The sequence below is a fragment of the Isoptericola sp. NPDC019482 genome (genome assembly GCF_040632295.1).
Taxonomy (GTDB): Bacteria; Actinomycetota; Actinomycetes; order Actinomycetales; family Cellulomonadaceae; genus Isoptericola.
Genome location: NZ_JBEYBQ010000021.1, coordinates 48571 through 70419, shown reverse-complemented (window position 1 = coordinate 70419; position 21849 = coordinate 48571). Strand labels below are relative to the sequence as shown.

General features: G+C 73.8%; 17 protein-coding genes. 5 read left to right on the top strand and 12 right to left on the bottom strand.

Annotation, left to right across the window (positions count from 1 at the left end; genetic code table 11):
- Positions 1–128: 128 nt before the first annotated feature.
- The 3 genes from ABZ493_RS14450 to ABZ493_RS14440 are packed head-to-tail and all read right to left on the bottom strand — an operon-like array spanning position 129 to position 3341.
- Entirely contained in the window at positions 129–1451 is a 1323-nt protein-coding gene (locus ABZ493_RS14450) for an extracellular solute-binding protein (protein ID WP_430582834.1), read from the bottom strand.
- Positions 1452–1477: 26 nt separating this feature from the next.
- Positions 1478–2425, bottom strand: coding sequence for a carbohydrate ABC transporter permease (locus ABZ493_RS14445; protein WP_430582833.1), 948 nt, complete (start codon positions 2423–2425; stop codon positions 1478–1480).
- On the bottom strand, positions 2418–3341 hold the full coding sequence (locus tag ABZ493_RS14440; protein ID WP_430582832.1) for a sugar ABC transporter permease: 924 nt from the start codon (positions 3339–3341) through the stop codon (positions 2418–2420). The genes ABZ493_RS14445 and ABZ493_RS14440 overlap by 8 nt, the downstream gene beginning before the upstream one ends.
- Positions 3342–3541: 200 nt before the next feature.
- Here ABZ493_RS14440 and ABZ493_RS14435 point away from each other — a divergent pair, with 200 nt between their 5' ends.
- Positions 3542–5503 (top strand): DUF6807 family protein, encoded by a 1962-nt coding sequence (locus ABZ493_RS14435; protein ID WP_430582831.1) that lies wholly within the window; start codon positions 3542–3544, stop codon positions 5501–5503.
- Between the two features lie 67 nt (positions 5504–5570).
- A complete protein-coding gene (locus ABZ493_RS14430) occupies positions 5571–6740 on the top strand; it encodes a Gfo/Idh/MocA family oxidoreductase (protein ID WP_430582830.1) in 1170 nt (389 codons plus the stop codon).
- A gap of 65 nt (positions 6741–6805) precedes the next feature.
- Here ABZ493_RS14430 and ABZ493_RS14425 read toward each other — a convergent pair whose 3' ends face one another.
- The 6 genes from ABZ493_RS14425 to ABZ493_RS14400 form a co-directional block, all read right to left on the bottom strand.
- The gene (locus tag ABZ493_RS14425; RefSeq protein ID WP_430582829.1) at positions 6806–8173 is read right to left on the bottom strand and encodes a Gfo/Idh/MocA family oxidoreductase; all 1368 of its coding nucleotides are present in this window, start codon (positions 8171–8173) and stop codon (positions 6806–6808) included.
- 121 nt (positions 8174–8294) lie between these two features.
- Positions 8295–9341, bottom strand: coding sequence for a beta-ketoacyl-ACP synthase III (locus ABZ493_RS14420; RefSeq protein ID WP_430582828.1), 1047 nt, complete (start codon positions 9339–9341; stop codon positions 8295–8297).
- A 59-nt stretch (positions 9342–9400) separates the two neighbouring features.
- Positions 9401–11434, bottom strand: coding sequence for a rhamnogalacturonan lyase (locus ABZ493_RS14415; protein WP_430582827.1), 2034 nt, complete (start codon positions 11432–11434; stop codon positions 9401–9403).
- A complete protein-coding gene (locus ABZ493_RS14410; protein WP_430582826.1) occupies positions 11431–13746 on the bottom strand; it encodes an SGNH/GDSL hydrolase family protein in 2316 nt (771 codons plus the stop codon). Before ABZ493_RS14410 ends, ABZ493_RS14415 begins: the two co-directional genes overlap by 4 nt.
- Positions 13747–14052: 306 nt before the next feature.
- Positions 14053–14754, bottom strand: coding sequence for a SprT-like domain-containing protein (locus ABZ493_RS14405; RefSeq protein ID WP_430582825.1), 702 nt, complete (start codon positions 14752–14754; stop codon positions 14053–14055).
- A gap of 187 nt (positions 14755–14941) precedes the next feature.
- On the bottom strand, positions 14942–15646 hold the full coding sequence (locus tag ABZ493_RS14400) for an FCD domain-containing protein (RefSeq protein ID WP_430582824.1): 705 nt from the start codon (positions 15644–15646) through the stop codon (positions 14942–14944).
- A gap of 197 nt (positions 15647–15843) precedes the next feature.
- Here ABZ493_RS14400 and ABZ493_RS14395 point away from each other — a divergent pair, with 197 nt between their 5' ends.
- Genes ABZ493_RS14395 through ABZ493_RS14385 form a run of 3 tightly spaced genes read left to right on the top strand, consistent with a single transcriptional unit; the run spans position 15844 to position 19009 of the window.
- Positions 15844–16665: a (Fe-S)-binding protein gene (locus ABZ493_RS14395; protein ID WP_430582823.1), complete on the top strand. Its 822-nt coding sequence runs from the start codon at positions 15844–15846 to the stop codon at positions 16663–16665.
- The gene (locus tag ABZ493_RS14390; protein WP_430582822.1) at positions 16662–18221 is read left to right on the top strand and encodes a LutB/LldF family L-lactate oxidation iron-sulfur protein; all 1560 of its coding nucleotides are present in this window, start codon (positions 16662–16664) and stop codon (positions 18219–18221) included. The genes ABZ493_RS14395 and ABZ493_RS14390 overlap by 4 nt, the downstream gene beginning before the upstream one ends.
- A complete protein-coding gene (locus ABZ493_RS14385) occupies positions 18218–19009 on the top strand; it encodes an LUD domain-containing protein (RefSeq protein WP_430582821.1) in 792 nt (263 codons plus the stop codon). Before ABZ493_RS14390 ends, ABZ493_RS14385 begins: the two co-directional genes overlap by 4 nt.
- Positions 19010–19034: 25 nt before the next feature.
- Here the strand turns inward: ABZ493_RS14385 and ABZ493_RS14380 are convergent, their stop codons facing one another.
- From ABZ493_RS14380 to ABZ493_RS14370, 3 genes are all read right to left on the bottom strand, one after another.
- On the bottom strand, positions 19035–19790 hold the full coding sequence (locus ABZ493_RS14380) for a CPBP family intramembrane glutamic endopeptidase (RefSeq protein ID WP_430582820.1): 756 nt from the start codon (positions 19788–19790) through the stop codon (positions 19035–19037).
- A 178-nt stretch (positions 19791–19968) separates the two neighbouring features.
- Positions 19969–20634, bottom strand: coding sequence for a response regulator transcription factor (locus tag ABZ493_RS14375; RefSeq protein WP_430582819.1), 666 nt, complete (start codon positions 20632–20634; stop codon positions 19969–19971).
- Positions 20631–21830, bottom strand: coding sequence for a histidine kinase (locus tag ABZ493_RS14370; RefSeq protein ID WP_430582818.1), 1200 nt, complete (start codon positions 21828–21830; stop codon positions 20631–20633). Before ABZ493_RS14370 ends, ABZ493_RS14375 begins: the two co-directional genes overlap by 4 nt.
- Positions 21831–21849 lie beyond the last annotated feature (19 nt).

Sequence of the window (21849 nt, the reverse complement as noted above, 5' to 3'; positions counted from 1 at the left end):
GCACCATGCGGTCATCGGTGAGGTAGTCCAGCAGCACCTGCTTGAGCAGCGGGTTGTTGTGCCCGTAGTTGAGCGTGCCGGCGCCGGCGAAGAAGAGGAACAAGTCAGCACGCTCGATGCGGACCCGGTCAGCCGCCGATCGCCGCGCCGACGTCCTGGAGGAACGCGTCGGCGGCCTCGTCGGGCGTCATGCGCTCGAACAGCACCTCGGTGTTGATGCGGATCATGATGTCCTGGATCTCGTTCGCGCCGTTCGGCGGCACGGCCGGGTTGTCGACGATGTCGGTCTCCAGGTCGGCCATGAAGTCCGCGACCTTCTGGTCCGCGGCCGTGAGCTCGGGCAGGATCGCCTCGCGCACCGTCAGGTTGGCCGGCAGGCCGCGGTCGGTGAGCTGGAGCTTGGCGACCTCGGGGTCGTTGAGCAGGAAGTCCACGAGCTTCGCCGACTCCTCGGGGTGCTCCGTCTTCGCGGAGATCGAGTAGTACATGGCCGGCTTGAAGTACATCCCGGTGCGCTCGAACTCGGACTCGCCCGGCAGGCGCAGCAGCTCCAGCTCGTGCCCGGACGCGTCGGAGAGCGCGCCGAGCTGGTTGGACCACCACACGCCCATGGCGCCCGCGTTGGTGCCGAGCAGCGAGCCCTCGGGCCCGGCGTTCTGGTACTCCACCGACCGCGACGCGTCGGGCTGGCCGCCGTTCGCCATGAGGTCCAGCGACGTCTGGAAGAACTCCGCGACCGTCTCCTTCGAGACGCCGAGGGTGCCGTCGGCCTTGTAGAGGGTCTCGCCCTTCTGCCGGGCGAGCACGTTGAGGCCGGCCTCGTTGAAGCCGTAGTCCTGCGCGCCCCAGACGCCGTCGCCGGCGCCCTTCGAGATCTTCCCCGCGATGTCGACGTACTCGTCCCAGGTCCAGGTCTTGTCGTCCGGCATCTCGACTCCGGCGTCGGCGAAGATCTGCGGGTCTGCGACCATCGCGTAGGCGTTGACGCCCGTCGGGATGCCGACGAGCTTCCCGTCGACCTCACCCGTGCTGAGGATGTCCTCGGGGATCTCGGCGGTGTCGACGCCGGTCATCTCACCGATGACGCCGCGCGACGCGTAGTCGGAGAGGTACCGCTCCTCCTGGGTGATGACGTCCGGGGTGTCGCCGCCCGCCGTGGCGGTGGCGAGCTTGTCCCAGTAGCCGTCCCAGTCGGTGTAGTCCGGCACCACGGTGATGCCGGGGTTCTTCTCCTCGAAGAGGTCGATGATCTGCTGGGTGGTCTTGTGCCGGTCGTCCGACCCCCACCAGGCGAAGCGGATCTCGACGTCCCCGTCGCCGCCGCCGTCGTCGTCCGACGGCATGGCGCCGGAGTCGCCGGAGCAGGCGGTGAGGGCGAGCGCCCCCGCCGCGGTGAGCGCGACGAGCGCGACGCCGCGGCGTCGTGCCGCCCGGATGGCTGTGACTCGCATGAGGTTCTCCTTCGAACGGGTGCGAACTACTTGATGCCGGTGGTGGCGATGCCCTTGACGAGGTACTTCTGGCCGAACAGGAAGACGAGGAACACGGGGATCAGGGAGACGATCGACATCGCGAACAGCGGACCCCACGAGCTGTTGCTGGTGGCGTCCACGAACGTCCGCAGCGCGATGGGCACGGTGTACATGTCCGGCTTCGTCAGGAAGATGAGCTGGCTGAAGAAGTCGTTCCACGTCCAGATGAACGTGAAGATCGCGGTGGTGGCGAGCGCCGGCAGCGACAGGGGCAGCATGATCCGCAGGTAGATGCGCACGTGCCCGCAGCCGTCGAGCCGGGCGGCCTCGTCGAGGTCCTTCGGGATGCCGCGGAAGAACTGCACCATGAGGAACACGAAGAACGCGTCCGTGGCCAGCAGCTTCGGCACGATGAGCGGCAGGAACGTGTTGATCCAGGATAGCGACGAGAACAGGATGTACTGCGGCACGATGATCACGTGGATCGGCAGCATGATCGACATGAGCATGATCGCGAACCACAGGTTGCGGCCCCGGAACTTCAGCCGGGCGAACGCGTAGGCCGCCATCGAGCACGACACCAGGTTGCCCAGCACCGAGCCGAGCACGACGATCGCCGAGTTCAGCAGGTAGTGGCTGAACGGGTCCAGCAGCGCGTTCCAGCCGTCGGTGTAGTTGCCGAAGTCCCACTCGGTGGGGATCAGCCCCGGCTCGCGGAAGATCAGCTCGGTCGGCTTGAACGAGCTGGCCAGCATCCACAGCAGCGGATAGAGCATGACCAGCCCGAAGCCGATCAGCGCGACGTGGCGGAGCACGCGGCGGACGGCGGCCCAGGCACGACCGCGGGACGGTCGGCGCTCGGGGTAGGTCGCCGCCACCTCGGAGAGCGTGGGGCGGGGACCGGCGGGGTGCGACTCGGGGCGCGGCTCGGTGCGCGCGGGAGCGTCAGTCATCGTAGAAGACCCAGAACTTGGAGGCGAGGAAGTTCACGGCGGTCATGCCCGCCACGACGAGCAGCAGGAACCACGCCATCGCGGACGCGTACCCCATCTGGTAGGAGCTGAAGCCCTTCTCGTAGAGGTAGAGCGTGTAGAAGAGGGTGGAGTCGACCGGCCCGCCCGTGCCGCCGCTGACGATGAACGCCTGCGTGAACGACTGGAACGCCCCGATGAGCTGCAGCACCAGGTTGAAGAAGATGATCGGCGTGAGCAGCGGCACCGTGATGCTGCGGAAGCGCCGCCACCGGCCGGCGCCGTCGATCGACGCGGCCTCGTAGTACATCTGCGGGATCTGCCGCAGCCCGGCCAGGAAGATGATCATCGGCGCACCGAACGTCCAGACGTTCAGGATCATGAGGGTGCCGAGCGCGTAGTCGGGGTGCGACACCCAGCCGACGCCCTCGATCCCGAAGAACCCGAGGATCTGGTTGACGAGCCCGTCGGCGCCGAAGACCTGCCGCCACAGGATGGCGATGGCGACGCTGCCGCCGAGCAGCGACGGCAGGTAGTACACGGAGCGGTAGAAGGCCAGGCCGCGCAGGCCCTTGTCGAGCACCATGGCCAGGGCCAGCGCGGCGGCGAGCTGCAGCGGCACGGAGACCAGCACGTAGGTGAAGGTGACCTTGAGCGCCTGGAAGAACCGCGGGTCCGAGAACATCGCGGTGTAGTTCTCGAGCCCGATCCAGCCTGGGGCCTCGAGCAGGCTGTAGTCCGTGAACGACAGGTACAGGGACGCGACCAGCGGGAACGCCGTGACGAGGATCAGCCCGACGAACCACGGGGCGAGGAAGAGCGCCGCGGCCTTGCCGTCGCCCTTGCGCCGTTCCTGGGCGGCCCCGCGGGTGCGTGCGACCTCCTGGATCACCGCCATGGCGGCACCCCGTGGACCACGCTGCCGATCACGCTGCCGATCGGCGTGCTGATGGGCGTCATCCCGGCCTCCCGATCTCCGTCGATCCGAGGGTCTCCAGGCGAACCGCTCCTGGAAACCGGTTGCTTCTCGGGCACGTACCACGGGAGGAACCGGTTTCCAATGGTGTACCGTCGGCTCGTGAGCACGAGGAGGCACCGATGCCTGAGCTGAACGTCCGGCGACCGTCCGTCACGATCGCGGACGTCGCCGCCGCCGCCGGCGTCTCGCGCGCCACGGTCTCCCGTGTGATGAACGGTCGCAGCACCGTCGACCCCGCCATCGCCGCGCGGGTGCAGGAGACGGCGATCGACCTCAACTACCGCCCCAGCAACGTGGCACGCAGCCTGTCCCTCGGGCGCACGGAGACGGTCGCGCTCGTCGTGCCGGACCTGGGCAACCCCGTGTTCCAGCAGATCCTGCGCGGCGTGACCTCCGCCGCCGCCGAGGACGGCTACCGAGTCCTCGTGGCCGACGCCGCCGAGGACCCCTCGGAGGAGGCCGCCATCGCCCGCGAGGCGCGCATGCGGTGCGACGCACTCATCCTGGTCGCGCCCCGGATGCCCGGCGCCGCGCTCGACGCGCTGCTCCCGCTCGTGTCCCCGGCGGCGGTGATCAACCGTCCCGTCGAGCACCCGTCCACCCCGAGCCTGGTCATCGACTACGAGGACGCGACCGTGCAGGTCGTCGAGCACCTCGTCGGCCTCGGCCACCGTCGCCTCGCCTACCTCGCCGGCCCGCGGGCCGCCGCCACCGACGTGGCCCGCCGTACCGGCCTCGCCACCGCCCTCCGACGCCACCGCGACCTCGAGATCGTCGAGCTCCCCGTGGGCGCCGACCTGGCCTCCGGGCACGCCGCCGCGGGCGAGGTGCTCGCGAGCCGCGCCACCGCCGTCGTCGCCTACAACGACCTCGTGGCGTTCGGCCTCCTGGCGGCGCTCAACGAGGCGGGCGTCGCCGTGCCCGGCGACATCTCCGTGGCCGGCTTCGACGACATCGACCTCGCCCGCTACGCGACCCCGGGCCTGACCACCGTGTCCGTGCCCCAGGCCGAGCTCGGGCGGCAGGCGTGGCGCGAGCTGCACGCCGTCATCGACGACGACGCGCACGCCGCCGCCACCACCCGGTTCACCGCCCGCCTCGAGGCGCGCTCCAGCACCGGCCCGGTGCCGCGCGGCCTCGCACGCGCCGTGGTCACCGAGCCCGAGCCGGCCGCGGCGCCGGAGGCGGACGTCGTCGACCCCGGCCCGACCTGGTCCGTGGAGCCGCGCGAGATCGTGCTGCGGCACACCCGCGACCGCGTGCCGCTGGCGCGGTACGTCGACGGCGAGCGGCTGCCGGCCATCCACTCCCCCCGCCCGTACCTGCACCCGGTGCACTCCCTGGCGGGCGTCGCGCTCACCGAGTCGGAGCCGGTGGACCACCGGCACCACTACGGCGTGAGCGTGGCGGTGCCCGACGTCAACGGCACGAGCTTCTGGGGCGGCCGCACGTTCGTGGCGGACGTCGGCCCCACGCTGCTGCCGAACCACGGCCGGCAGGTCAGCATCGGCGCGGAGGTCGACCCGCTCGCGCCGCACGTGCTGCACGACACGGTGCGCTGGGACGACGAGCACGGCGAGCCGCTGCTCGACGAGCAGCGCCGGCTCGGCGCCCGCCTGATCGGCGACGACACCTGGGTGCTCGAGTGGCGCACCACGCTGCACGCGACGTACCGGCCGCTGGAGATCCGCTCGCCGGCCACCAACGGCCGCCCGGGCGCCGGGTACGGCGGCGTCTTCTGGCGCGCGCCGATGTCGCAGAGCACGGCCGTGCTGTCGCAGGAGGGCGAGGGCGAGTCCCTGGCCCACGGCAGCACGTCGCCGTGGGTGGCGTACGTGCAGCAGCACCACGACCCCTACGCCGAGGACCGCCCGACGACGCTGCTGCTCGCGCAGACGTCGCCGCCGCGGCCCTGGTTCCTCCGTGCCGCGGAGTACCCCGGCGCCGGGCCCGCGCTCGCGTGGGACACGCCGCTCGCGGTGCCCGCCGGCGGCACCGTCGAGACGGGCCTCGTGGCCGCCCTGGTGGACCGCGCCCTCGACCTCGACGAGGCCGCGGCCCTGGCCGCCGCGCTGCGCTGACCTGCCGGCCGCCGCTCCCGCACGACACCCCCGCACGACACCCCCGCACGAGACGGACAGGACGACGATGACCGACCCGACCTCCGACGGCTCTGCCACCCGGATCGCCCCGCAGATCGCGGTCGTGGGCCTGCACGGCCACGGCGCCTCCCACGTGCGCCGGGTGCTCGAGCTGCAGCGCACCGGACGGGCGCGGCTCGCCGCCGTCGTCGACCCGCGCGAGCCCGGCCCCGGCCACGAGGCGCACGACGCCGGGGTCCCCTGGTTCCCGACGTTCGGCGACCTGCTGTCCACGCCGCAGGCGCAGGTGGACGTCGTCGTGCTGAGCACGCCCATCCCCACCCACCTGCCGCTCGCCCGCGCCGCCATGGAGGCGGGCATCGACGTCCTGCTGGAGAAGCCGACGACGGCGTCGCTCGCCGAGCACGCCGAGCTCGTCGCGGTGGCCGAGCGCACGGGCCGACGCTGCCAGGTGGGCTTCCAGACCTTCGGCTCGCACGCCCTGCCCGCGGCCGCGGACCTCCTGGCCCGCGGAGAGATCGGCGAGGTGCAGGGCTTCGGCGCCGTCGGCACCTGGGTGCGCACCGCGTCGTACTGGAAGCGCGCCGCCTGGGCGGGCCGCCGCCGGCTCGACGGGCGCGACGTCGTCGACGGCGTGGTGACCAACCCGCTGGCCCACGCGGTCGCGACCACGCTGCGGCTGGGCGGGGCGACCACCTCGCAGGACGTCGCCTGGGTGGACACCGACCTGTACCGCGCCAACCCGATCGAGGCGGACGACACCTCCTCGGTGCGGGTCAAGGACGCCGCCGGCCGGCGGTACGGCTTCGGGCTCACGTTGTGCGCGGCCGAGCGCACCCCCGCGCGCGTGGTCGTCACCGGCACCCGCGGCGAGCTGGTCCTCGAGTACGAGCACGACCGCCTGCTGCTGCGCACCGAGACCCTGCAGATGGACAAGACCTACGGGCGCACCTCCCTGCTGGAGGACCTGCTGGCGGCGCGCGACGACGACCGCCGTCGGCTCCTGTGCGACGTCCGCGACACCGGCGCGTTCATGCGGGTGCTCGAGGCCGTGCGCACCAGCGCCGACCCGACGCCGGTCGCGCCCGAGCACATCGAGTGGCGGGGCGACGGCGACGAGCGGCGGCCCGTCGTGCGCGACGTCGAGCACTGGTGCGCCGAGGTCGCGCGCACGCAGCGGACGTTCGCGGAGCTCGACGCACCCTGGGCCCGCTGACCTCGCCGAGAGAGAGAACCCCTGAGCCTCTCTATCTCGCGCTCAGGGGTTCTCTCTCTCGGCACTCAGAGGTCGATGCCGAGGCCCAGGTCGTCGAGGCGGACCGGGTCGCCGCTGGCCAAGGAGCGGTTGCCGGCGTAGCCGATGCCCGACGCGCGCAGGCCGTCGCGGAAGCCGGCGGCGCGGCCCAGCGGGTCGGCCTCGGTGCGGCCGCGGAAGACGTCGGCCAGCAGGAGGGCGTCGCCGCCGCCGTGACCGCCGTGGCCGACGGCGACGATGGGCCGCTCCTCGGCCCGCTCCCAGTGCTTCTGCACGACGAGGCGCTCGCCCTCCGGGCGCACGGTGTCCTCGCCGAACGTCGCGGTGAAGCTCGGGTCGACGGTCGCCTTACCGTCCGCGCCGAAGACGACGGACCCGCGCTCGACGACCTCGAGCTCCGCACGACCGCGCGAGCCGTTGACGACGACGCGGTACCCCTCCCACGGCGCGCTGGCCGTGAGCGAGTAGGTGAGCACCGGGCCCCCGGCGTACTCCACGACGAGCCCGAGGGTGTCCTCGGTGGTGATGCCCGCGTCGAAGACGCTGCGGTCGCGGCGGTAGCCGTCCACGGCCTGTGCCTCGGCGCCGTACAGCTCGGAGAGGTACGGGTCGGCGTCGACGTCGATGCGCCACGGGTCCACGCCCTGCCCGTTGAGGGCCTGCTCCCCCGCGGTGGGCTCGTAGCCGACGGCGTGCGCGGCGTCGTCGCCGTAGAACCGGCGCCCGCCGCTGGCGAACACGCGCTGCGGGACGGCGTCGATCCACCAGTTCACGAGGTCGAAGTGGTGGCTGGACTTGTGCACCAGCAGACCGCCGTTGTTGACCTTCTCCCGGTGCCAGCGGCGGAAGTAGTCCGCGCCGTGCACGGTGTCGAGCGCCCAGTCGAAGTGGACGCTCAGCACCTGCCCGATCTCGCCGGAGGCGATGACCTCGCGCAGCGCGGAGTTCCGCGGCGAGTAGCGGTAGTTGAAGGTCATCGTGAGGTCGCGGCCGGTCTCGGCGACGGCGTCCGCGATCTGCCGCGCCTCGGCCTCCGTGGCGGCGATCGGCTTCTCGACGACGACGTCGACGCCCGCGCGCAGCGCCCGCGAGACGAGGTCCGCGTGCGTGTTGTCGACGGACGTCACGATGAGCCGGTCGACCCGCTGCTCGTCGAGCGCCTTCTCCAGGTGGTCCGGGTGGTAGACGGGGCGCTCGCCGCCGACCGCGGCGGCGACCTTCGCCTCGTGCACGGCCGCGCGCACCGGGTTGGGCTCCACCCACGCGACGATCTCGCCGTCGTCGGCGTGGTCCCCGATCAGCGCGTTGACGTACATGCCGGCGCGGTGGCCGGCGCCCGCGACGGCGTAGCGACGGCGCTCGGCGCCGGCGGAGGGGGTGGGGACGGAGGGCATCGTCGATCTCCTTGCGTGTCGCCGCGACGGCGACGTCGGTAAGCGGTTTCCGACCAGCCTACCCGAGCGGCGCCGTCGTCCCCACCCTCGCGCGAGACAGAGAGCCCCGGACCGAGGCTCTCTATCGCGACGGGGTGATGACGACCTGGCCGGCCCAGGTGAAGCCGCCGCCGAAACCGAAGAGCAGCGCCGGCGTGCCCGCCGGGACCTTGCCCGAGTGCCACCACTTCGACAGCCCCATCGGGATCGACGCGGCCGAGGTGTTGCCGGACTCGGTGATGTCGGTGACCACCACGCGGTCCTCCAGGCCCAGCCCCTTGGCGAGCGGCTCGATGATCCGCAGGTTGGCCTGATGGGCCACCAGCACGCCGATGTCGTCGAGCGTGAGGCCGGACGCCTCGACCACGCGGCGGGCGCGGTCCGCGGCGCGGGTGATGGCCCACTTGAAGACGGCGCGGCCGTCCTGGACGAACTTGTCGGCGGGCGCCTCGATGCGCACGGCGGGGGTGATCTCGGGCTCGGAGCCCCAGACGACGGGACCGACGGCGGGCGTGTCCGAGGCCTGCAGGACGACCGCGCCCGCGCCGTCGGCGGTGAGGATGCAGCTGCTGCGGTCGGACCAGTCGGTCACCGCGGTGAGCTTCTCCGAGCCGATCACGACGGCGGTGCGTGCGGACCCGGCCCGGATGGCCTGGTCGGCGACGCCCACCGCGTACGCGAAGCCGGAGCAGGCCGTGTTGAGGTCGATGACGGCGGGCCCGACGACGCCCCGCAGGTCGGGCTCGTCCTCGCCCTCGGGGGTGCTCGCCCCGGGCTGGACGCCCGTCCGCAGCGCGTAGGCGACGCGGCCGGCCGTGTTGGGCGACCGGTCGAACGCCGTCGTGGTCGCCACGACCACGAGGTCGACGTCGGAGGCGGGGACGCCGGCGTCGTCGAGCGCGTGCCGGGCGGCCCCCGTCGCCATGTCCGCGACGGTGACGTGGTCCGCCGCGACGTGGCGCGTGACGATGCCGGTCCGCGACCGGATCCACTCGTCGTTGGTCTCGACGAGCTGCGCGATGTCGTCGTTGGTCATGACCTTCTCGGGCTGGTGGTGCCCGATGCCGACGATCCTGGAACCGGCAGCTCCCGCCGGCAACGTCAGGGCGGGTGCGGTGGACTCACTCATGGGAGCGATCATCCCACCGCACCCGCCCTGCTCTCACCCGCGCTCGCGGGGCGGGTGGGTCAGCGCCCGACCTTCTCCCCCGGGCGGGCCGGCGTCGTGTACGCCAGCGCCGGGGCGGCGGGCGTCGTCACCCCCTCGCCGAGGAAGTACGACGTGTGCGGCGGCTGGTTGTAGGCGGTGTTCTGCCACGCGACGCCGAGCCGGTACACCGGGTCGGACATGAGGGTGCGCAGCCGGTGCTCGGTGGGGATCACCGTCGTGGCGATCCGCAGCGCCGTCGAGTCCTCGGTGCGGGTGACGATCTCCTCGCGCCAGTCGCCGAACAGGTCCGCCTGGAGAGCGGGGGTGCCCTTGGTGTCGTTGTTCGACAGCGTGCCGGTCGCGCGGTAGATCTCGACCTGCTCGCCCTTCTCGTAGTCCCACTTCGAGATGGTGGGCACGCCGGTGCGGGGGCCGTCGTCGAACTCGTGGTCGCCGATCTCCGCGAGCAGGTCGCCGTCCCAGTAGGTGAGGAAGTTGGCGGCCGGGATGGTGTTCCCGATCAGCTCGCCGGACGCGGCGTGCAGCTCGCCCACCCGGGAGTTCCACGCGGCGTCGCCGCCGACGGCCCAGCCCTCGGCGCCCTCGTACCGCGGGTCGATGTCGCCCGCGGCAGCGCGACCGGTGTCGCGCGCGGCGGGGATCGACCAGAGCACCTCGCCGGTCGCCGCGTCGCGGAACGTGGCGCCGTTGTTCCCCGACCGGCCCATGTCCTCCTGGGCCGCGAAGACCTCGAGTCCCGGCCGGGACGGGTCGAGGTCGCCCACGTGCAGCGCGTCCCCGTGGCCCAGCCCGGTGTTGTAGAGGGCGGAGCCGTCGTCGTCGATCGTCATCGAGCCGAAGACGATCTCGTCCTTCGCGTCCCCGTCGACGTCCGCGACGGCGAGGTTGTGGTTGCCCTGCCCCTCGTACTCCTTGCCCTCGACCTTCGAGTCGAAGACCCAGCGCTGCGTCAGGTGCTCGCCGTCGAAGTCGTAGGCCGCGATGGCGGCCCGCGTGTAGTAGCCGCGCGAGAAGATCGCGCTCGGGTGCTCGCCGTCGAGGTACGCGGTCCCCGCGAGGAACCGGTCGACCCGGTTGCCGTACCCGTCACCCCAGTCGGTGACCGTGCCGCGCGGCGGCGTGTAGTCGACCGTGTCGACGGCGGCGCCGGTCCCGCCGTCGAAGACGGTGAGGAACTCGGGCCCGGCCAGCACGTACCCCGACGAGTTGCGGTAGTCGGCGTCGGCGTCGCCGATCACCGTGCCCGCGCCGTCGACGGTGCCGTCGGCGGTCTTGGCCATGACCTCGGCGCGGCCGTCGCCGTCGTAGTCGAAGACCTGGAACTGGGTGTAGTGCGCGCCCGCGCGGATGTTGCGCCCCAGGTCGACCCGCCACAGTTGCGTGCCGTCCAGCTCGTAGGCGTCCAGGTAGACGTTCCCGGTGTATCCGGACTGGGAGTTGTCCTTGGAGTTGGACGGGTCCCACTTGAGCACGATCTCGTACTGCCCGTCGCCGTCGACGTCGCCGACCGAGGCGTCGTTGGCGCGGTAGGAGTAGGCCTTGCCGTCGGGCGTCGTGCCGTCGGCGGGCTTGTCGAGCGGGACGTCGAGGGTCTGGCCGTCCCAGACCGTGAACTCGTCCGTGGCCCACCGCTCGTTGCCCTTGCCCCTGCCGTTGCCCTTGACGGCGCTCACCCGGTAGGTCGAGGACGCCGTGCCGTCCGGGTCGACGAGGTTGGTCGAGCCAGTGACCGGTCGGTCGGTGATCCGCTCGCCGTCGCGGTAGACGTGGAAGCCGATCGCCTCGGGGTCGTCGCCGAGCATGCGCCAGCCGACGTACACGCCGTCGTCGGTGGACACCGCGACCGGGGAGCGGTCGATCCGCTCGGCCTGCCGCTTCGGTGTCGTCGTGGCCGCGCTCGTCGTCGTGCCGGCGTCGTCGGTCGCCGTGGCCGGCGCCGCCGAGGCCAGGCCGACGGCCGGCAGCACGAGGCCCAGGGTCAGGGCGCCGGCGGCCAGGGGGCGACCCCTCCCGCGCGTCCGTGCGGCGAGGTGGTGCAGGGGTGTCGTCATCGGTTCCCTCCGGTGGTGGTCGTGGCCTCGTCGTCGAGGCGCGTGATGGTCAGTCCGTTGAGCCAGCCCGCCGCGACGACGTCGAGCCGCCCGTCGGTCACCTCGACCGGCGCGAGCACGCGCGTCGAGGTGCCGCCGCGCCCGGCGTTGGCCGAGCCGCGGTCCTCGCCCTCGAGCGAGACCGCGAGACTGGCGGTGCCGAGCATGTCGCCCCACTCGACGGCGACGACGTACGTGCCGTCCGCGACGTCGACGGCGATCGGGGTGCTCGCCGACGGCAGCAGGAAGTCGCGCTGCAGCGCGGTCGGGACGGGGTCGAAGCCCGTGCCGCGGTCGCGGCCGCCCGGGCCGGTCGCCGAGGTGAAGCCGTACCCCTCGCCGTCCGCGTAGAGGGTCGTGTCGTCCAGCGGCAGGTAGCCGTCCATCGTCACGGCGCCCGCGGGCTGCACGTCGAAGCGGTAGAGCGGCTCCTTGGTGGTCAGCCGCAGCGTGTCGGACGGCGCGGAGTCGCCGCGGCCGTTCACGGCGACGACGCGTACGTCGTAGGACGCACCCGCCTCGAGGCCGGTGAGGTCGACGCGCCCGATGGTGGACGTGGTCGCGAGCCCGTAGGCGTCGTCGCCGGCGCCCCTGAGCTCCACGCGGTAGATGTCGGCGCCGTCGACCGCGTCCCAGGTGAGCGTGGCGCCCGTGCCGGACACGGCCGACGCGGCGAGCCCGATGGGCGCGGCCGGCACCTCCGCGGGCGGCTCGGCTTCGACGACCTCGTCGGCCAGGGGGACGTCGAGCGCCGCCGTGTCCTGCGCGACCAGGCGCGCCATCTGGATGGCGCCGTACTCCTGGAAGTGGGTGTCGTCCTGCGTGCCGTCGGGGCGGGCCTGGTAGACGCCCGCCGGCACCCACAGGAACACCGACTTCGCGGCCTCGGGCCCGATCTCGTCGAGGTAGGCGCGGCTGGAGGCCGACAGGTCGACCAGGGGCGTGCCGGTCTCCTCGGCGAGCGCGCTCGCCTGCTCCACGTACTGCGGGAACGAGACGTTCGCGTGCCCCGAGGAGTCGAAGCTGCGGCGCGACACCGGCGTCACGAGGATCGGCGTGGCGCCGCGCTGCTTCGCGCCGTCGACGAAGGTGCGCAGGTAGTTGCGGTAGTCGGCGGGCGCGGCGTAGCGGTCGTCGACGCCGTAGCTGTTGTCGTTGTGCCCGAACTGGACATAGAGGTAGTCGCCCGGGCGGATCTGGCGGAGCACCTCGTCGAGGCGGCCCTGGCTGATGAAGTTCTTCGACGACCGCCCGCCGATCGCGTGGTTGTCGACCGTCACGCCGTCGGACAGGAACCGCTGGAGCATCTGGCCCCAGCCGGCCTGCGGGGCCCAGTAGTCGGTGTAGGTCTGGACGGTCGAGTCGCCGGTGACGTAGACGGTGGGCTCCGCGCCCGCCTCGCGCGGCGCCTGCGGGGTGATCGTCAGCGCAGCGAGGTTCGCCGCGGCGCCCGCGAAGTCGAGGTTGAGCTGGCCGTCGACCAGCGCGATGTCGAACTCGGTCTCGAGGAACTCCCCGGCGGCCTTCTGGGTGGCGGGGACCTTGGCCATCTGCTCGGCGGTGATCGCGATGTCGGTGGCGGCCTCCGGGTCGCCCGCGACGACGCCCACGGTGTAGTCGCCGTCCGGGAGGTCGACCACGAGCTCCGTGTCGCCGACCCGGACCAGGTCGGAGCGCAGCGGGTCGTCGCCGTCCCGCCGGACCGGGGTCACCTGGGCCGGGTCGACGAAGCCGACGCGGCTCGCCTTCGAGTACGCCGGGCCGGCGACGACCCGCGTGGCGCCGGCCGCCGTCGTCCCGTTCCCGAAGTCGAGCGTGAGGCCGTCGGAGGGGATCTCCGGGTCGGCGACGCCGTCGCCCACCAGCGTGCCGACGGCGACGGCGGACGGCGCGGACAGCGTTCCGTCGGCGCCGATCGCCTGCGCCCGGTAGTAGTGCACCGCGGTGGTGTCGACGTCGTCCGTCGCGTAGACCGTCCGCTCGTCGGTGCGCGCCACCTCGGCGTACTCGCCGTCGACGGCGTCGCTGCGCGAGAGCACGTAGCCGGCGGCGCCCTCCGCCTCGTTCCACCGCATCGTCAGCGTGCCGTCGACGGCGTAGGCGACGCGGACGGCGGCGGGGGCGGGCACGTCGGCGGCCGCAGCGCTCGATGCGGCGCCGACGGTGGCGGACAGGCCCGCCAGGACCAGGCCGACGGTCGTCGCCCCCGCGGCGAGGGCGCGGCAGGCGGGTCCGGCGGCGCGGCGGCCGGGAGATCGGGTAGCGCTTTCCAACGATGGACGCGCTGTGCGGTTCTGTGCTGGCACTGGTGCTCACCTCGAGGTCTCGTCGTCGAGCCACCCCCGGTGGCCATCGTCGGCCGCCGAGGTTGAATGGATTCAAGCAGGTGGTGCGCGACCATGATGCCCGTCGACCCGGGCAAGCACAAGCCCAGGTCACGGCGACGTCGAGGCCCACGTCGGTGCCGCACAGGGCCCCGCCGCCAGAGCCGCTCAGGTGCTACGTCCGCGCCACATCGGCGCCACGCCAGGGCCGCTCAGGGCCCGGTCGGCACCGTGAAGCTCCGCGTGGCGACCCCGTCACGGGCGCTCCACGAGACCGAACGGCACCGTGAGCACCGACCTGCCGACCCGCAGGTGGAACCGCGTCCGCCCGCGCTTCACGAGGGTGCCGACGACGCCGCCGTACCGCCCCGGCGCGACCACGCGCAGCCGCTCCCCCGGGCGGACGCCCGCCGGGTCGACCGGCGCGACCGGTCGCCCGGTCGGTGGCTCGGCCGGGTCCCGGACGGGGTCCGTGCCCGCGCGCGACGACGGCCCGAGCTCGGGCACCGGGCTCCCGCGGTACGTCCACGACAGGAGGAAGCGCCGGTCGAAGACCGGCGAGCAGCGGGCGCACGCCTGCGGCCGCTGCGGACGGCGGAACCGGGTGACCCGGTGCCCGGCCGGGCACACCCCCGCCCAGTCGCCCTCCACCTCAGGGCTCCCCTCGCGCACCACGCGCCGACCCGTGGAGCCGATCGACCGCGCCGTGGCGCGCCAGACGGCGTCGTGCCCGTGCCGGGCGCCGGCGAGCGCGTGCGCGATCTCGTGCAGGACCACCTCGCGCACGTCGCCCTCGTCGTACAGCGCCGTCAGCGGCCCCGAGAGGCTGATCTCGCGGCGGTCGTAGCGGCACAGCCCCGCGCGCCGCCGCGCGCCGTCGAACCGGAACGTCCAGCCGGACAGCCCGTGCTCGGCCATCAGCCCGCGCGCCAGCCGCGCGGCGTGCTCCCGCTCCATGCCTCACCACCCGTCCGGATCCGTCCCGCCCGTCCCGCGCGGCCGCCGACCGGCGGCCACCGGCAGGACGTTAGCGCTCCCCGGCGACACCCCCGGCGGGCCATCCACAGGCCCCGCCCACGACGCGGGGACGCGCCGTTCGTCCACAAGTCCCCGCGGAGCGCCGCGGTCCACAGGGGCGCGAGCCTCAGACCCCGGCCTCCCGGGAGAACCCCTCGATGTGCGCCTTCACCGCGAGGGAGGCGGCCGGGGCGTCCCCGGCGGCGACGGCGTCGAGCACGGCGCGGTGCTCGGCGCGCAGCCTCGCGGCGGTGCGCGGCCACGACGGCAGGCGCTCGATCCCGACGGCGACGTACCCGCCGATGGCGCCCCGCAGCCCGGTCATCACGGCCTCGACCAGCACGTTCCCTGCCATCCGCACGAACTCCAGGTGGAACGCCTGGTCGAGCTCGAGGAACTCGGCGGCCGGGACGTCGTCGTCCTCCATCCGGCCCAGGAGCCGGCGCGCCTCCTCCAGGTGCGCGGCCGTGCCGGGCGCGTGGTCCATCACCCGCTCCGCGGCCTGGGCCACCGCCCACGACTCGAGGAGGACGCGCGTCGCGACGACGTCCCGCACCGGCAGCGTGCCGGTCGCGACGTGCAGCCGCACGGCGGCGCCCAGGCCGGCGGCCGGGCGGTCGATGACGACGGCGCCCGCGGTCGGCCCGGATCCGACGCCGGGCCGGACGATGCCGAGCGCGTCGAGCACGCGGATCGCCTCGCGGACGGACGGCCGAGAGACGCCGAGGTCCTCCGCGAGCGCGCGCTCGCCGGGCAGCCGTTCGCCGAGGCCCCAGCGGCCGGCGGCGATGCCCTCCTCGAGGTGGGCGAGGACTCGTTCGTGGGTGCGCACGGGCTCAGCGTAACGACCGTACGGAGCAATGGTCTGACCACATCCGCTACAGTGGCCGCTCGGCGCCGCCGCCGTGGCGCCCCCGACCCGCCCGGGTCATGCTGGACCGAGCCGACCGGTGGCTGACGACAGTCGCACCGCAGCGGCCTGGCGCCGGCACCGCACGAGCACGACCGCACGAAGCACAGAGGAGTCGCATGCGCATCGCCCTCGCCGCCACCTGTCTCGCCGACACCCTGTTCCCCGGGGCGCCGCGCGCGACCGTGCGGCTGCTGGAACGCCTCGGCCACGAGGTCGTCTTCCCCGCCGACCAGGCGTGCTGCGGGCAGATGCACGTCAACACCGGCTACTTCCGCGAGGCGGTCCCCGTGATCCGCAACCACGTGGAGACGTTCGCGCCGGTCGCGGACGGCGAGTGGGACGCCGTCGTCATGCCGTCCGGCTCGTGCACGGGGTCGGTGCGCCACCAGCAGGCGATGGTCTGCCGCCGCGCGGGCCTGGACGACCTGGCCGCCACGGCGGAGGCGGTGTCCGCCAAGACGTACGAGCTGAGCGAGCTGCTGGTCGACGTGCTCGGCCTCACCGACGTCGGCGCCTGGTTCCCGCACCGCGTCACCTACCACCCCACCTGCCACTCGTTGCGGATGCTGCACGTGGGCGACAAGCCCCTGCGGCTGCTGCGCGCCGTCGAGGCCATCGACCTGGTGGAGCTCCCGGCGGCCGACTCCTGCTGCGGGTTCGGCGGCACGTTCGCGCTGAAGAACGCGGACACGTCGGCCGCGATGCTCGAGGACAAGACCGCGAACGTGCGCGGCACCGGCGCCGAGGTGCTGACCGCCGGCGACATGTCGTGCCTCATGCACATCGGCGGCGGGCTCTCCCGCCAGGGCACCGGCGTCCGCGCCCTGCACCTGGCGGAGGTGCTCGCCTCGACCCGCGAGGAGCCCACGCCCCTGCCCGAGACGACGTTCACCCGCCCGGAACGCGAGCGCCCGGCAAGGACGGAGGCCGCCCGATGAGCCAGACCTTCCTCGGCCTGCCCACCCGCCGCCGCACGACCGACGCCGCCGACGAGCCGTTCGGCCCGGTCCCCCACCCGCAGGAGCCGCTGCGCTGGGGCGACGACTTCCCCGCCGCCGCCAAGCAGACCCTGAAGAACGACCAGCTGCGCCGCAACCTCGGCCACGCCACGCAGGTCATCCGCACCAAGCGTGCCGCCGTCGTCGGAGAGGTGCCCGACTGGGAGGCGCTGCGCGACGCCGGGTCGGCCGTGAAGCAGCAGGTGATGGCCCACCTGCCCGACCTGCTCCAGCAGCTCGAGGAGAACGTCGTGGCGCGCGGCGGCGTCGTGCACTGGGCGCGCGACGCGGCGGAGGCGAACCGGATCGTCGCGGACATCGCGAAGGCCAAGGGCGCCGACGAGGTGGTCAAGATCAAGTCGATGGCCACGCAGGAGATCGGGCTCAACGAGGCGCTGGCCGACGAGGGCATCGCCGCCATCGAGACCGACCTGGCCGAGCTGATCGTGCAGCTCGCCGACGACATGCCGTCGCACATCCTCGTCCCGGCGATCCACCGCAACCGGTCGGAGATCCGCGACATCTTCCTCGCCCGGATGGGCGACGCCCCGCCGGACCTGTCGGACGTGCCGCGCGAGCTCGCGATGGCGGCCCGCGCGCACCTGCGCCGCAAGTTCCTGTCCGCCAAGGTCGCGGTGAGCGGCGCGAACTTCGCCGTCGCGGACACGGGCACGCTCGCCGTCGTCGAGTCCGAGGGCAACGGCCGCATGTGCCTCACCCTGCCGGAGACGCTCGTGACGGTGATGGGCATCGAGAAGCTCGTGCCCACCTTCGACGACCTCGAGGTGTTCCTCCAGCTGCTCCCCCGCTCGTCGACCGGCGAGCGGATGAACCCGTACACGTCGATGTGGTCGGGCGTGACGCCGGGCGACGGGCCGCAGGAGTTCCACCTGGTGCTGCTCGACAACGGCCGCACCGACGTGCTCGCCGACGAGGTCGGCCGCTCCGCGCTGCACTGCATCCGGTGCTCCGCGTGCCTCAACGTCTGCCCCGTCTACGAGCGGGTGGGCGGCCACGCCTACGGCTCCGTGTACCCCGGGCCGATCGGTGCGATCCTCACGCCGCAGCTCACCGCGTCGACCGGCGGCGTGTCCGGGCACCACGACCCCAACGCCTCCCTGCCGTACGCGTCGTCGCTGTGCGGCGCCTGCTACGAGGTGTGCCCGGTGAAGATCGACATCCCGTCGATCCTCGTCGACCTGCGCGCCCGGGAGGTCGACGCCGACCGCTCGTCGCGCGGCGTCGACCCGTGGCGGACGGCGATGAAGGCGGCGGCGTGGGTCATGGCCGACGGCGACCGGTTCGCTCTCGCCGGTCGTGCCGCCACGCTGGGCTCCGGCCTGGGCGGTCGGGACCACGCCATCTCCGTGGCGCCGCCGCCCGCGTCGGCGTGGACGAAGGCGCGCGACCTGCCCGCGCCGCCGCGCCAGACGTTCCGGCAGTGGTGGCAGGCCGAGCACGAGACCACCCCCGAGCACGAGGAGGGTGCCCGATGAGCGACGCTCGCACCGAGGTCCTGGCGCGCGTGCGCGCGGCGCTGGGGCAGACCGGCTCCGGCACGACGCCGTCGGGCAAGGTCGGCACCGCGCCGCACCCGGAGCCCGTGCCGCGCGCCTACCGGGCTTCCGGCGAGCACGCCGTCGGCTCCCCCGAGGTGCTGGAGCAGCTCGTCGACCGGCTGGTGGACTACAAGGCGCACGTGCACCAGATCACCGCCGACGCCCTGCCCGCCACCGTCGCCGCCCTCGTCGCCGAGCTGTCAGAGCCACAAGGAGGTATAGCCCGCTCTGGCTCTGACAACTCCCCGGGCCCTGAGTTGTCAGAGCCACAGGGAGGTATAGCCCCACCTGGCTCTGACAACTCGCGCGGGGGGCGGGTGGTGGTCCCCGACGGGCTGGACGACGCGTGGCTGGCGGCGCTGCCGGCGGAGGTCGACGTCGTGCGCGACTCGCGCGAGCAGCCGCTCGCCGCGGCGGACCTCGATGCCGTCGCCGCCGTCGTCACCGCCGCGCGGGTCGCGATCTCCGAGACGGGCACGATCGTGCTCGACGGGGAGCCCGACCAGGGCCGGCGGGCGATCTCGCTGGTGCCGGACGTGCACCTCTGCGTGGTCCGGGCCGACCAGGCCGTGCAGACCGTGCCCGAGGCGGTGCGCCTGCTCGGCGCGCACCCGGAGCGGCCGCTCACCTGGATCTCCGGTCCCAGCGCGACGTCGGACATCGAGCTGGACCGCGTGGAGGGCGTGCACGGCCCGCGGACCCTGCACGTCCTCCTGGTGGGCTGACGTCGTCGGCCCGGGTCCCCGCGGCTCAGCCGAGGATCGCGGCCGAGCCGAACAGCGCCCAGTCGTTGAGCACGTGCGCGGTGGCCGACGCGGCGAGGTTCTTGGTGAGCAGGTACGGCACCAGGAGGACGACCCGCGCGGTGCCGATGACCAGCACGCACTGCAGCACGTTCCAGCCGTAGGTGGGCAGGTGCAGCGCCGCGAACAGGAGCGTCGAGACGACCACCGCGAGCACCAGGCTCGAGCGTCGCGACAGGTGCCACACGGTGGTGGCGAGCGTGAGGACCGCGAGCAGCGGCAGGACGGTGAAGATCTCCTCGCCCACGAGCTGCGGGATCATCGCGAGGTACGTCAGCGCCCTGTCGAGGACGCCCTGGGCGGCGATCGTGCCGCCCATCGGGTTGGGGTGGGTCTCGACGAGGACCGACACCAGGCCCCCGACGACGAACGACACGACGACGTTCGCGACGGCGATCCCGACGGCGAGCAGCCCGGCCCGCGGCCGCAGCCGCTGGAACAGCCGGCCGACGGTGCCCGGCGCGACCAGGTGCAGCGTCACCAGCGGGATGCCGGCGAACAGGGTGCCGCGCAGCGCGAGCGCCAGCCAGGCGGGCCCGGGGACGGTGACGAACAGGTCGCACGCGACGGCCACGAGGACGGACGCCATGAGGACGCCCCACCGCCGCCCGGACAGCCGCACCGGGTCCCCGGCGTAGAGGGGGAAGTCCGGGGCCTGGCCCCGCGTGGAGACCTCGTCGGTGGTGACGCTCCTGCCGGTCATGGCGGTCATCGTGCGCTCCTGGCGTGCGGGTTGTCGGTGAGGTCCCGCTCCTCGACCGATGCCTGCTGCATCGATGACCTCAGGGTGCGCTCGGGGCATCCCCGCGGTCGTCGTGCTGGCGGGTGGACCTGCGCGTACTCCCCAGGGAGTACGCCCGCCGACGGCGGACCGGCGCGGCTCAGCGCGGCTCGACGAGCCCCGAGCGGTAGGCGATGACGACGAGCTGCGCGCGGTCGCGGGCGCCGGTCTTCGCCAGGGCGCGGCTGACGTGCGTCTTCGCCGTGAACGGGGACACGACGAGCTCCGCGGCGATCTCGTCGTTCGACAGCCCCTGACCCACGAGGGCCACGACCTCTCGCTCCCGCTCGGTGAGGTGCGCGACGAGCGCCGGGTCGATCCCGCGCGCGGCGTGCGGGCCGCTGCCCAGGTGCGCGACGACGGCGCGCGTCGCCGCGGGCGACAGCAGCGCCTCGCCGGCCGCGACCGTCCGCACGGCGGCGACCAGGTCGGCGGGCGCCACGCCCTTGCCGAGGAACCCGCTGGCACCGGCGCGGAGCGCGCCGAGCACCTCGGCGTCGCCCTCGAACGTCGTGAGCACGACGACGCGCACGGCCGCGAGGTCCGGGTCGTCCGCGATGCGCGCGGTGGCGGTGAGCCCGTCGGTGCCCGGCATGCGCAGGTCCATGAGGACGACGTCGGGGCGCAGCTCCCGCGCCAGGCGCACCCCCTCGTCGCCGTCGCCGGCCTCCCCCACCACCTCGACGCCGTCGGCGTGCCGCAGCAGGGCCGCGAAGCCGCCGCGGATGAGCTCCTGGTCGTCGACGACGAGCACGCGCACGGTCATCGGGGTTCCTCCGGGGACGTCGGGTCGAGGGCGGGGGCGGGGGCAGGGGCGGGGGCAGGGAGCTCGGCGCGCACGACGAACTCGCCGCCGCGGGCGCCGGCGTCGAGCGTGCCGCCCACCGCCGCGACGCGCTCGCGCATGCCGAGCAGACCGTGGCCCGTGGAGGGGGCCGCCGCGACGCCACCCGCCGCCTCGCGGGGCACCGGGTTGACGACCTCGACGCCGAGCCCGGCAGGCGTCCACGCGAGCGTGAGGCGGGCGCGGCCGGTGCCGTGCTTGTGCGCGTTGGTCAGCGCCTCCTGCACCACGCGGTAGGCGGCGAGGTCGACGACGGGGACGAGCGGCCGGGCGTCGCCCTCGACCCGCACCTCCACGCGCAGCCCGGTGGCGCGCACGGCGTCGAGCAGCTCGTCGAGGCGGGCGAGCGACGGCGCCGGCGCGGCCCGCTCGGGGGCCTCCTCGTCGCCGCGACGCAGCAGGTCGAGCAGGGTCGCGAGCTCCCGCAGCGCGTCGGCGGACGCGGTGCGCACGTGTGCGAGGGCCTCCCGCGCGGCGTCGGGATCGTCGACCAGCAGGGTCTCGGCGACCCCGGACTGCACGCCGACGACGGCGACCTGGTGCGCCAGCACGTCGTGCAGCTCGCGCGCGATCCGCAGCCGCTCCTCCGCGACGGCGCGGCTCGCCTCGGCCTCGCGCGTCGCCTCGGCCCGCGCGGCCCGGTCCCGCGCCGACGCCAGCTCCGCACGCCGGGCCGCGACCACCAGACCGACCACCGCGGCGACCGCGAGCAGCAGCGGCACGGCCGCGACCACGCCGGAGCCCGGGCTTGCGCCGCGCAGCAGCAGGACGCCGTCGAGCACGACGGCGGACCCCGCCGCGGCCAGCAGCCCGAGCCGACGGTCGCCCAGGGAGACGACGGTGTAGACGGCGATCGCCAGCGGCAGCAGCAGCGCCCCGCCCGGGGCGGCGGCCGCGGTGTCCGCGACGCCGAGCACCGCGGTGACGGCGAGGACGACGGTCGGGTGGGTGCGGCGCCAGAACAGCGCCGCGCAGGAGATCACGGTGGCGGCAGCGCCCCACGGGACGAACGGCATCGCCCCCGTGGCCCACAGCGTGACCGGGAGGGCGAGCACGACGACGGCGACCGCCGCGTCGAGCGCGACGCCGGCGGCCGGCCGGGGCGCGCGGGCCTGCACGTCCGCAACGTACCCGGGG